Raw genomic sequence first — 12,123 nt, 5'->3', positions numbered from 1 at the left:
AAGCTGGCTCGTGATCAAGAAAATCCTGATAGCCAACCGCGGTGAGATTGCCGTGCGCATCGTGCGGGCCTGTGCCGAAATGGGCATTCGCTCGGTGGCGGTGTATTCCGATGCCGATCGCCATGCGTTGCACGTCAAACGCGCTGACGAAGCCCACGGTATTGGTGCCGATCCGCTGGCCGGTTATCTGAACCCGCGTAAGCTGGTCAACCTGGCGGTGGAAACCGGTTGTGATGCGCTGCATCCCGGTTATGGCTTTCTTTCCGAGAACGCTGAGCTGGCGGATATCTGCGCCGAGCGCGGGATCAAGTTTATCGGCCCGTCGGCGGAAGTGATCCGCCGCATGGGCGACAAGACCGAGGCGCGCCGCAGCATGATCGCCGCCGGCGTGCCTTGCACCCCCGGCACCGAAGGCAACGTGGCGGATATCGCCGAAGCGTTGAGTGAGGGTGACCGTATCGGCTACCCGGTGATGCTCAAGGCCACCAATGGCGGTGGCGGTCGCGGTATCCGCCGCTGCAACAGCCGCGATGAGCTCGAACAGGCCTACCCAAGGGTGATCTCCGAGGCGACCAAGGCCTTTGGCCGCGCCGAAGTGTTTCTGGAAAAATGCATCGTCAATCCCAAGCATATCGAGGCGCAGGTTCTCGCCGACAGCTTCGGCAACACCGTGCACCTGTTCGAGCGCGACTGCTCGATCCAGCGGCGTAACCAGAAACTTATCGAGATCGCCCCCAGCCCGCAGCTGACTCCTGAGCAGCGTGCCTATATCGGCGACCTGTCGGTGCGCGCGGCCAAGGCCGTCGGTTATGAGAATGCGGGAACCGTGGAGTTTCTGCTGGCCGAGGATGGCGAGCTGTACTTTATGGAGATGAACACCCGGGTGCAGGTTGAGCACACCATCACCGAGGAAATCACCGGTATCGATATCGTTCGCGAGCAGATCCGCATCGCTTCGGGCCTGGAGCTGTCGGTCAAGCAGGAAGACATCATCCACCGTGGTTATGCCCTGCAGTTCCGCATCAACGCCGAAGACCCGAAGAACAACTTCCTGCCCTCGTTCGGCAAGATCACCCGCTACTACGCCCCCGGCGGCCCCGGCGTGCGCACCGACACGGCGATCTACACCGGCTACACCATTCCGCCGTACTACGACTCCATGTGCCTGAAGCTGGTGGTCTGGGCGCTGACCTGGGAAGAGGCGCTGGCTCGCGGCCTGCGCGCCCTGGACGACATGCGCGTGCAGGGGGTGAAAACCACCGCCGCCTATTACCAGGAAATTCTGCGTAACCCGGAGTTTCGCAGCGGTCAGTTCAACACCAGCTTCGTCGAGGCGCACCCGGAACTGACCGAGTACTCGATCAAGCGCAACCCGTCGCACCTGGCCATCGCCATCGCCACCGCCATTGCTGCCCACGCCGGCCTGTAGGGGAAGGATTCAGATCATGAATAAGAAAATCACCGTCACCGATACAATCCTGCGCGATGCTCACCAATCGATCATCGCCACGCGCATGCGCCTGGACGACATGCTGCCGATCTGCGCCAAGCTCGACCAGGTTGGCTACTGGTCGTTGGAAGTCTGGGGCGGCGCGACGTTCGATTCCTGCGTGCGCTTCTTGAAGGAAGACCCCTGGGAGCGCCTGCGCAAACTCAAGGCCGGCCTGCCCAATACCCGTCTGCAGATGCTCCTGCGCGGGCAGAACCTGCTCGGTTATCGCCATTACAGCGATGACGTGGTGCGTGCCTTTGTGGCCAAGGCGGCGGTCAACGGCATCGACGTGTTCCGCATCTTCGATGCGATGAACGATGTGCGTAACCTGCGTGTGTCCATCGAGGCGGTGAAAGCTGCTGGCAAACATGCCCAGGGCACCATCGCCTACACCACCAGCCCGGTGCACACCGTCGAGGCCTTCGTGAAGCAGGCCAAGGCCATGCAAGCGATGGGTATTGACTCCATCGCGATCAAGGACATGGCTGGCCTGCTGACGCCGTACGCCACCGCCGACCTGGTGCGGGCGTTGAAGGCAGAAGTCGATCTGCCGGTGTTTATCCACAGCCACGATACCGCCGGCATGGGTTCGATGTGCCAGCTCAAGGCGATTGAAGCCGGCGCCGACCATATCGACACCGCCATCTCCAGCTTCGCCTGGGGCACCAGCCATCCGGGCACCGAGTCGATGGTCGCCGCGCTCAAGGGCAGTGAATACGACACTGGCCTGGACCTGGCGCTGATCCAGGAGATCGGCCTGTACTTCCACGCCGTGCGCAAGAAGTACCACCAGTTCGAAAGCGAGTTCACCGCTGTGGATACCCGCGTGCAGGTCAACCAAGTGCCGGGCGGGATGATGTCTAACCTGGCCAACCAGCTGAAAGAGCAGGGCGCGCTGAACCGCATCAACGAAGTGTTTGCGGAAATCCCGCGGGTGCGTGAGGACCTCGGCTTCCCGCCGCTGGTCACACCGACCTCGCAGATTGTCGGCACTCAGGCGGTATTCAACGTGCTCGCCGGTGAGCGCTACAAGACCATCACCAACGAGGTGAAGCTGTATCTGCAAGGCCGCTACGGTCTGGCGCCGGGCAAGGTCAACGAGCAGCTGCGCAAGCAGGCGATTGGCAGCGAAGAAGTCATCGAAGTGCGTCCGGCCGACCTGATCAAGCCGGAGATGGCCAAACTGCGCGAGGAAATCGGCAGCCTGGCCAAGTCCGAAGAAGACGTGCTGACTTACGCCATGTTCCCTGATATCGGGCGCAAGTTCCTTGAGGAGCGCGCTGCCGGCACCCTGACGCCGGAAGTGCTGCTGCCGATTCCCGAGGCCGGCGGCGTGGCCCCAGCGGGTGGGGAAGGCGTACCCACGGAGTTTGTGGTGGACGTGCACGGCGAGAGCTACCGCGTGGATATCACCGGTGTCGGCGTGAAGAGCGACGGCAAGCGTCACTTCTACCTGTCGATCGACGGCATGCCGGAAGAAGTGGTGTTCGAGCCGCTTAACGACTTCGTTGCCGGCAGCGGTGGCAAGCGCAAACAGGCCAGCGCGCCGGGCGATGTCAGCACCAGCATGCCGGGCAATATCGTCGATGTGCTGGTCAAGGTCGGCGACACGGTCAAGGCCGGCCAGGCGGTGCTGATCAGCGAAGCGATGAAGATGGAAACCGAAGTGCAGGCGCCGATTGCCGGCACCGTGAAAGCGGTGCACGTGGCCAAGGGCGACCGGGTCAACCCGGGCGACGTACTGGTGGAAATCGAAGGTTAACCTCGGAAGCCCCGGCTGTTTGAACAGGCATTTGAATGGCTTTTTTGGGGCTTCTTTTTACACCGCCGGCGCGGCTTTTTAGCCGCGCTGGCAAGGGTTTTGGGCCAAGTGCCTGAGCAAGTCTCGCGAGCTAGAGCCATGCAAGGCGAAAGCAGGCGAGGACGCGGACTGTACGAGTTGTACATGAGCATCCGAGCCTGCTTTCAACGCAGCAGGGCCGACGCGCAGCAGACGTTGTCCAGGTACTTAGTGCCTGAGTCCCCTGGGAGCCGTACGGCTCCTTTTTTTCGGTTATGCCCCGCTGTGCAGGGTTCTGCTGTTCTCAGCAGGAGACTGGGCAAAACTGCGGGTATCAGCACAACGCGTGGTGGGGGCATGACCTTTTATTCGGGCAGGTGGTGACGCGACAGGCGTCTTAATGGCAGTTCAATACGGGAGCAATGCGCGGTGAGTCTGGATCCGGTGGTGCTGTTCTTTGTGTTCGGCCTGTTGGCCGGTCTGCTGAAAAGCGAACTGAAACTGCCGCCCGCGCTGTATGAAACCCTCTCGATCATTCTGCTGCTAGCAATTGGTCTGCACGGTGGTGTGGAGTTGGCCGAGCAAGCCAGCTGGCAGTTGCTCGGTCAGGCGGCCTGGGTGCTGGGTCTGGGTGTGGCGTTGCCACTGCTTGCTTTTGCTGTGCTGCGCGGCCTGGGGTTCGACCGGGTCAACGCCGCGGCAGTGGCGGCGCACTATGGTTCGGTCAGCGCCGGGACCTTCGCCGTGGTGGTGGCTTACATGCTGGCCAAGGGCATCGAGTTCGAAAGCTATATGCCGCTGTTTGTCGCCATTCTGGAAATCCCGGCGATTCTGGTCGGCATTTTATTGGCCAAGGGTATTGCTCGCGATACCGATTGGGGCGAACTGGGCCGGGAGATCTTTCTCGGCAAAAGCATCATGCTGCTGCTCGGTGGCCTGATCATCGGTGCGATTGCCGGCAAGGAGGCGATCAAGCCGCTGGAGCCGTTCTACACCAGCATGTTCAAGCCGGTGCTGGCGCTGTTTCTGCTGGAGATGGGGTTGATCGCCTCCGGCCAGCTGGGGTCGCTCAAACAGTTCGGCCTGCGCTTGCTCGGTTTTGCTTTACTGATGCCCTTGCTGGGTGCGCTGATCGGCGCCTTGCTCGGCCGCTTTATGGGCCTGAGCTTGGGCGGCACGGCGGTGCTGGCCACGCTGGCGGCGTCGGCGTCCTATATCGCCGTGCCGGCGGCCTTGCGCCTGGCCTTGCCCGAGGCCAACCCGTCGCTGTCGCTGACGGCGTCACTGGGCATCACCTTTCCTTTCAATATCATCGTCGGCATCCCGTTATATCTGATGCTGGCTGAACAGCTGATGACCTGGGGGCTCTGAAATGGACGCACATATCCGCACCCTGCTCACCGTGATCTGCGAAGCCGCGCTGGAGAAAAAGCTGGTGGCTGACCTGGAGCAGCTGGGTGCGCCGGGCTGGACCATCTCCGACGCCCGCGGCCGTGGTGGTCGCGGCGTGCGCAGCGCCGGCTGGGACACCGAAGGCAATATCCGCGTGGAGATCATCTGCACCCGCGATGTCGCCGAACGCATCGCCACCCATCTGCAGGCGCGCTACTACGCCAACTTCGCCATGGTCTGCTACCTGGCCCAGGTTGAAGTGCTGCGCGCGGAAAAGTTCTAAGGGTGTGATCAGCGTCGTCAGGCAAGCGTCTACCTGCCATCGTCCGAGGTGCGCTCGGGCCTTGGGGTGAGCCTGAGCATGCAAGCGTTGTTGAATGAAATTCTTGATCAAGTCCGCCCGTTGATCGGTCAGGGCAAAGTGGCCGATTACATCCCGGCGCTTGCCGATGTGCCGGCGCAGCAACTGGGTATTGCGGTGTACAGCAACGACGGCGAGCTGTACTGCGCCGGTGATGCGGATACGGCGTTTTCCGTGCAGAGCATTTCCAAGGTGTTCAGCCTGGTGCAGGCGATTCAGCATTCCGGCGAGGATATCTGGCAGCGCCTGGGCCACGAGCCGTCTGGCCAGCCGTTCAATTCGCTGGTGCAGTTGGAGTTCGAGCGTGGCCGCCCGCGCAATCCGTTTATCAACGCCGGTGCCCTGGTGATCTGCGATATCAACCAGTCGCGCTTTGCCGCGCCGGTGTTGTCGATGCGCGATTTCGTCCGCCGTCTGGCTGGCAACCTTGAGGTGGTGGTGGACCGCCGGGTGGCCGAGTCGGAGTATCAGCATCGCGCGCGTAACGCCGCGGCGGCATATCTGATGCAGTCCTTCGGCAATTTTCACAACGACGTGGAGGCGGTGCTGCGCAGCTACTTCAGTTACTGCGCGCTGCGCATGAGCTGCGTCGACCTGGCGCGGGCGTTCTGCTTTCTGGCCAACGACGGCTTCTGCAAACACAGCGGCGCGCAGATTATCAGCGCGCGGCAGAGCAAGCAGGTTAACGCGATCATGGCCACCAGCGGCCTGTACGACGAGGCGGGCAACTTCGCCTACCGCGTCGGCCTTCCAGGCAAGAGCGGCGTCGGTGGTGGCATCGTCGCCGTGGTGCCGGGACGTTTCAGCGTGTGCGTGTGGTCGCCGGAGCTGAACGCCGCCGGCAACTCCCTGGCTGGGATCAAGGCGCTGGAACTGCTGAGCGAGCGGATTGGCTGGTCGGTGTTCTGACAGCTCCACGCCTAAGACGGATCAATCGGCCATTGGCTCCGCTGATTCGTCAGTCGCCGGCTCTTCTTCCAGCGGCTCTTCCTCGGTCTTTTCACAGATGCCGTTGGCGCCCTGTTTGCCGGTGTAAGACACCGTCGGCGCGCCGGCGGCATTCAGGCTGATGGAGAGGGTTATTCCCTCGCCCTTGGCTTCGAAGAACTGCTCGCTGAGCTTGTGCAGGACGATCGGTTTGTCGTTGATATAAACCGGGCCGCCGGCCTCGGCGCGCACGCTCAGGTCGGTCGGGCAAGTGACCTCGAATGCCGGCAGATTGGCGGCGTGGGCCATGCCGCTGGCGGTTAACAGGGCGATGGTGATTGGCAGTTTGTTCATGTGTGGCTCCAGGCAGGGAGGCGGGTCTGGGCCGCCTCGTTCACTGGCGACCCGAATAATCAACTAAGCAGCCGCCCGTAGCCTTGTCCAACCGTTGCGGTGTTTGCCCGATCAGCTGCCTAGCCAGTTATCACCCGGCTATCAGTTCCTTGGCCGCCTGACGGTGATCGGCGATCAGTTTGGCCACATCCAGGCCTTCGATTTGTCCGTCGATGACTCGCCACTGGCCGCCGATCATCATCCGGTCGGCCTTGTCGGCGCCGCACAGCAGCAGCGCGGAAATCGGGTCGTGGCTGCCGGAGAAGCGCAGCTCATCCAGTTTGAAGAAGGCCAGGTCGGCCTGCTTGCCCACCGCCAGTTCGCCAATATCGCTGCGCCCCAACAGTTTGGCCGAGCCTTTGCTGGCCCAGCCCAGTACCAGTTCCGGGGTGATCTTCTCGGCGCCGTAGCGCAGGCGCTGGATATACAAAGCCTGGCGCGCTTCGAGGATCATGTTCGAGGCATCGTTGGAGGCCGAGCCATCCACGCCGAGGCCGATCGGTGCGCCGGCGGCTTCTAGATCAAGGGTCGGACAGATGCCGGAGGCCAGGCGCATATTCGAACTTGGGCAATGGCAGATGCCGGTTCCGGCCTGGCCCAGGCGGGCGATTTCATCCGGGTTGAAGTGGATGCCGTGGGCCAGCCAGGTGCGCGAGCTGAGCCAGCCGACACTGTCCAGATAATCCACGGTACGCAGGCCGAAGCGCTGCAGGCAGAAGTCTTCTTCGTCGAGGGTTTCCGCCAGGTGGGTGTGCAGGCGCACGTCCAGCTCTTCGGCCAGTTCGGCGCTCTGGCGCATGATTTCCTGAGTCACCGAGAACGGCGAGCAGGGCGCCAGGGCGATCTGCACCTGAGCGCCGTCGCCGCGCTGGTGGTAGTCATGGATCAGCCGTTGGCTGTCGGCCAGGATCACCTCGCCCTGTTGCACGGTCTGTTGCGGTGGCAGGCCGCCATCGGCTTCGCCCAGGCTCATCGAGCCGCGGGTAAGCATGGCGCGCATGCCCAGTTCGCGCACTGCTTCGACCTGCACGTCGATGGCGTTTTCCAGGCCGCCGGGGAACAGGTAATGGTGATCTGCTGCGGTACTGCAGCCGGACAGCAGCAGTTCGGCCAGGGCCACTTTACTGGCCAGGGCGAGCTTCTCTGGAGTCAGGCGAGCCCATACCGGGTACAGGGTCTTCAGCCAGGGAAACAACGGCTGATTGACCACCGGGCCCCAGGCGCGGGTGAGGGTTTGATAGAAGTGGTGGTGAGTGTTGATCAGTCCCGGCAGCACCACATGCTCGCGGGCATCGAAGGCTCGATTGCAGGGTTGGCTCGGCTGCTGGCCGGCCTTGAGCAGTTCGCTGATTACACCGTCTTCGATCACCAGGCCGCCGGCGGCGTCGAGGTTGTTGGCAGTGAAGATGGCGAGGGGGCTTTTGATCCAGATACGTGTAGCAGCCATTGAGTTGGCTCCTCTGAAGTTGGGTTCAGGTTAGCCAGCTCAGTGTTTACCCTGTCTGCTGATCCAGGTGCGCGGCCGGCGCAGGTGGCCGGGCGTGGCGCAAAAGATAACGCCGGAATGTACGTGCGGCAAGACCACAGGGCGGAATTTCTGACCAGAAGGTCAGCGGGCGAAGAGCCTGTTTACGATCTCGCGAGCTAGAGCCATGCCAGGCAAAAACTGGCGAGGAAGCGGAGTTTACGAGCTGTAAATGAGCATTCCGAGCCGGTTTTTAACGCAGCAGGGCCGACGCGCAGCAGATCGTAAGCAGGTTCTCAGAAGACTTTACGGTACTGCACAAATCCCGAGCGCTCGGCGAGGCGCTCATACAGCAGCATGGCCTTGCTATTGCTTTCGTGGGTCAGCCAGTAGGTGCGCGAGCAGCCCTGGGCCTGGGCTTCGCGGTAGACGTGCTCGATCAGCTGACGGCCGGCGCCGCTGCTGCGGATGTCCTTGGCGATAAACAGGTCCTGCAGGTAGCAGTAGTCGCCGGTGGTCCAGGTCGAGCGGTGGTAGATCCAGTGCACCAGGCCAATCGCCTGGCCTTCATGCCAGGCCAGCGCCGCGTGCATCGGCTCGGCAGGATCGAGGAAGCGCTGCCAGGTGATGTCGCTGGTCGCGGCGGCAATCTCGGTCATATAGAAACGCTGATAGCCCTGCCACAGCGGCAGCCAGGCAGCGTGATCAGCGTCGCTGATCGGGCGGATTTCGACGGGAATGCGAACGGGCATGGCGGTATCTCCTCTGGCAGTCAATCATCCTTAACCCCTACAGCCTAGCTGCAAGGTAATAGCCTTCAATCTGCGCGTTCACCACAGACATCCAAGGCAAACCAGTGTTCCACCTCGGCCTGGCTCAGACCGGCGCCGAGCAGGGCGAACAGCTTGCCCAGAGCCGCTTCACGGGTCATGCCGCCGGCGGAAACCAGCCCGGCGCTGGCCAATTGGCTACCGGCGGCATACACGCCGAATTCGACATGGCCGTGCGGGCACTGGCTGATCGCGGCCAGCACCACGCCACGCTCATGCGCAGCCTTGAGTACGCCGAGCAGTTCGGTGTCGTCCGCCGGGCCCGTGCCGCTGCCGTAGCATTCCAGCAGCAGGCCCTGGACGCCGCTGTCCAGCAGTGCGCGCACGTGGCTTGCCTGGATGCCGGGGTAAAACGGCAGCACGGCCAGATTGACCGGCTGGCGCGGTTGGCGGTAGTCGATGCTTGCCGGGATGCTCTCGGCACGTGGGCTCTGGCGCTGGCGCGGCAGCACGTGGAAGGCGTCGAAGGCATCGCTGCGCAGCTTGCTCACCCGCGCGCCATGCAGCAGCGCGCCATTGAAATACAGGTGCACACCCGTGGCGACGCCGGCTTGCAGCGCGCGCATGGCACCGAACAGGTTGCCCCAGGCATCGCTGCCCTCGGCGCCTGCCGGCAGCATCGAACCGCTGAGAATCACTGGTACTGGCAAACCGAGCAGCAGAAAGCTTAGGGCGGCAGCGCTGTAAGCCAGGGTGTCGGTGCCGTGCAGCAGCAGTACGCCGTCGCAGCCATCCTGCTCGATGCCGGCGCGAATCGCCGCGACCATCGCCAGCCAGTTGCTCTGGTTCATATTGGCGCTGTCGATTGGCGGCAGCAGCTCGCTGAAGGTCCATTGCGGCAGCGGCTGGGACTCCAGCGCTTGCTGACGGCGCAGGCGCTCATCGAAGCCGGACGCCGGGGCCAGGCCCGTGGCGCTCATTTGCATACCGATGGTGCCACCGGTGTAGAGCACCAGAAGTTTTTTACAACCCATCAGAGGGTCTCCGTATTTTCATTGTTCTTATAAGAAAACAGGGGGCCAAGCCCCCTGTTTATTACAGCTATTGCAGCGGCTTAGCGCTGGTGAACACTGTTGCCGATTTCCGCATGGTTGGCCGGGGCGTTTTGCGTCGCGTTTGGCCAGGCGGCTGGGTCGAGGTCCAGGTCGGCGAAGTTTTTCGCATCGAATACTGGGGACTCTACACCGGCTTTGCGCTGGTCGTCATAGTCGCGCATCAGGCGCAGGCCAGTCTTGAACAGCAGGAACATGGCGGTCAGGTTGACCAATGCCAGCAGACCCATGGTCACGTCGGCGAAGCCGAATACGGTCGACAGGTCCTGCATCGAGCCCCACAGCACCAAGGCAATCACCATCACACGGTACAGCTGCAACAACCAGCGCTTCTTGCTGAAGAAGCTCAGGGCGTTCTCACCCAGGTAGTAGTTGTACACCAGGGTGGTGAAGACGAAGAGCAGCAGCGCCATGCTCACGAACACGCGGCCCCATTCGCCGACTTCGGCGGCCAGAGCGGTCTGGGTCAGGACTACGCCCGCCATCTCGCTACCCGGCTGATACACACCGGACAGCAGGATGATCAGCGCGGTGCTGGTGCACACCAAAATGGTGTCGATAAACACGCTGAGCGACTGCACGATACCTTGAGCGGCCGGGTGCTTGACCTCCGCCACGGCAGCAACGTTGGGTGCACTACCCAGGCCTGCTTCGTTGGAGAACAGGCCACGCTTCACGCCCATGATGATGGCCGCGCCGATACCACCGGCGAAGGCTGGCTCCAGACCGAAGGCGCTACGCACGATCAAGGCCAGGGTTTCTGGTACTTCGGTGATGTTCATGCCCAGTACCACCAGCGCCATGCCGATGTAGGAGAACGCCATGATTGGTACCAGCACGTCAGCCATGCTGGCGATGCGCTTGATGCCGCCGAAGATGATCAGGCCGATGACCGCTACCAGTACCAGGCCGCTGACATAGGTCGGCAGACCGAAGGTGTCATGCAGCGAAGTGGCGACGGTGTAGGACTGTACGGCGTTAAAGCCGAAGCCGAAGGTCACCAGCAGCAGGACCGAGAACACCACCGCCATCCAGCGCTGGCCCAGGCCGTGCAGGATGTAGAAAGCCGGGCCACCACGGTAGGTGCCGTCGGCCTCGCGGCGTTTGTACAGCTGCGCCAGGGAACATTCGAAATAGCTAGTGGCCATACCGAGCAGCGCCACCAGCCACATCCAGAATACGGCGCCAGGGCCGCCGAGCATGATTGCTACTGCGACGCCGGCGATGTTGCCGGCGCCCACGCGGCCGGCGACCGAGAGCATCAGTGCCTGGAACGAGCTGAGCTGGCCTGGCTGGCGCTCAAAGGCTTCGGCGAAGATGCGGAACATGTCGCCGAAGTAACGGAATTGGACGAAACGCGAGCGAATCGAGAAGTACAGACCGAGCCCGACCAGGGCGACGATGAGGACCTTGCTCCAGAGCAGGTCATTGAGCAGATCGAGCATGATGAGGTTGCCTCTCTTGTTGTTTTAGACGGATTGACACCGCGCCACCGTGCGGCCCCGGCATGGTTGAGCAGACGCGCGTGCCGTGCAATTTCGCGGATGGCGGCGAACTGATGCGAGTTGATGCTAGAATCGCGCCGCTCGCATCACCAGGAAATCCGCATGTCCGACCATCTAGGGCCCAATCTAAAGCTGTTGTGCAGCCATTACCGGTCGATCGCCGAGGTTTGCCGCAAGCTCGCGATCAATCGCGCCCAGTTCAATAAATACCTGAGCGGACAGAGCCGACCGACGGCCTACAACCTCAAGCGGATCTGCGATTTTTTTGGGGTGGAAGCCTACGAACTGAGCCTGCCGTGCGAGCAGTTTGCCGACCTGATCGGTGCGCGCAGCGGCAGCCATGAGACGCGGGTACAGGGTGATCCGCTGCTTGAGCTGTTCCAGCCCCTCGGCGAGCATTCCAGCAGCCTGTCGCGTTACTGCGGTTACTACTTCGAATACGCCAACTGCATGTCGGTACCGGGGCAGGTTCTGCTGTCGCTGGTGCAGCTGCGCGAGGAGCGCGGCAGCTACCTGTTCGAGCGCCAGGAGCGTCAGGAGCCGTCACGTGCCGACAGCGGCAAGGCCGAAGACTGGGTGCGCTGCCGCTACCTGGGGGCGGCGTTCTACCTGCAGGACCGGCTGTTTCTGATCGACTACGAGTCGCTGACCGGCAACGAGATGACCCAGACCATCCTGATTCCCAGCTTCAAAAGCCGTATCGGCCGGCTTAACGGCCTGAAAACCGGGGTGTCGAGTGGCGATCTGCGCACTCCGGCTTGCACTCGGGTGGTCTGGGAGTTTCTCGGCAACGACATCAACCGGGTCAACGCCTACCGCCAGGTGATGCTCTACAACCCGGATGACCCGCGTATCGACGCCGATATCCGCCAGCGCCTGAGTGGCGCGCAGATCCGCAACGGCCTGTTCGAGATCGAATAAGCCGC

Annotated in this window: 11 protein-coding genes; 6 read left to right on the top strand and 5 right to left on the bottom strand. The window is 62.4% G+C overall.

All coding sequences use genetic code 11. From position 1 onward, the window contains the following. Positions 1-10 precede the first annotated feature (10 nt). From ACQ4LH_RS00165 to glsB, 5 genes are all read left to right on the top strand, one after another. Positions 11-1,429, top strand: coding sequence for an acetyl-CoA carboxylase biotin carboxylase subunit (locus tag ACQ4LH_RS00165; RefSeq protein WP_430695291.1), 1,419 nt, complete (start codon positions 11-13; stop codon positions 1,427-1,429). A 16-nt stretch (positions 1,430-1,445) separates the two neighbouring features. Next, the gene (oadA, locus tag ACQ4LH_RS00160) at positions 1,446-3,254 is read left to right on the top strand and encodes a sodium-extruding oxaloacetate decarboxylase subunit alpha (protein WP_430695290.1); all 1,809 of its coding nucleotides are present in this window, start codon (positions 1,446-1,448) and stop codon (positions 3,252-3,254) included. 447 nt (positions 3,255-3,701) lie between these two features. Beyond that, positions 3,702-4,643: a sodium-dependent bicarbonate transport family permease gene (locus ACQ4LH_RS00155; protein WP_430695289.1), complete on the top strand. Its 942-nt coding sequence runs from the start codon at positions 3,702-3,704 to the stop codon at positions 4,641-4,643. Between the two features lies 1 nt (position 4,644). Continuing rightward, complete coding sequence (locus ACQ4LH_RS00150; protein ID WP_430695288.1) at positions 4,645-4,947, top strand: P-II family nitrogen regulator; 303 nt, start codon at positions 4,645-4,647, stop codon at positions 4,945-4,947. A gap of 78 nt (positions 4,948-5,025) precedes the next feature. Then, positions 5,026-5,934, top strand: a complete 909-nt coding sequence (gene glsB / locus ACQ4LH_RS00145) for a glutaminase B (protein WP_430695287.1) — start codon at positions 5,026-5,028, stop codon at positions 5,932-5,934. A gap of 21 nt (positions 5,935-5,955) precedes the next feature. Here the strand turns inward: glsB and ACQ4LH_RS00140 are convergent, their stop codons facing one another. From ACQ4LH_RS00140 to ACQ4LH_RS00120, 5 genes are all read right to left on the bottom strand, one after another. Next, positions 5,956-6,306, bottom strand: coding sequence for a hypothetical protein (locus tag ACQ4LH_RS00140; RefSeq protein WP_430695286.1), 351 nt, complete (start codon positions 6,304-6,306; stop codon positions 5,956-5,958). A gap of 130 nt (positions 6,307-6,436) precedes the next feature. Further along, complete coding sequence (locus ACQ4LH_RS00135) at positions 6,437-7,792, bottom strand: 8-oxoguanine deaminase (protein WP_430695285.1); 1,356 nt, start codon at positions 7,790-7,792, stop codon at positions 6,437-6,439. A 314-nt stretch (positions 7,793-8,106) separates the two neighbouring features. After that, the gene (locus tag ACQ4LH_RS00130; protein ID WP_430695284.1) at positions 8,107-8,562 is read right to left on the bottom strand and encodes an N-acetyltransferase family protein; all 456 of its coding nucleotides are present in this window, start codon (positions 8,560-8,562) and stop codon (positions 8,107-8,109) included. A 65-nt stretch (positions 8,563-8,627) separates the two neighbouring features. Next, complete coding sequence (locus ACQ4LH_RS00125; protein WP_430695283.1) at positions 8,628-9,614, bottom strand: asparaginase; 987 nt, start codon at positions 9,612-9,614, stop codon at positions 8,628-8,630. A gap of 80 nt (positions 9,615-9,694) precedes the next feature. Then, a complete protein-coding gene (locus ACQ4LH_RS00120) occupies positions 9,695-11,137 on the bottom strand; it encodes an alanine/glycine:cation symporter family protein (protein ID WP_430695281.1) in 1,443 nt (480 codons plus the stop codon). 162 nt (positions 11,138-11,299) lie between these two features. On the opposite strand from ACQ4LH_RS00120, the gene ACQ4LH_RS00115 reads away from it, so the two are divergent. Continuing rightward, positions 11,300-12,118, top strand: a complete 819-nt coding sequence (locus tag ACQ4LH_RS00115; protein WP_430695280.1) for a helix-turn-helix domain-containing protein — start codon at positions 11,300-11,302, stop codon at positions 12,116-12,118. The last annotated feature ends 5 nt before the right edge of the window (positions 12,119-12,123 follow it).

This window comes from Pseudomonas peli (assembly GCF_050563605.1).
GTDB classification, from domain to species: domain Bacteria; phylum Pseudomonadota; class Gammaproteobacteria; order Pseudomonadales; family Pseudomonadaceae; genus Aquipseudomonas; species Aquipseudomonas peli_A.
This window is presented reverse-complemented; position numbering and strand designations above follow the sequence as displayed.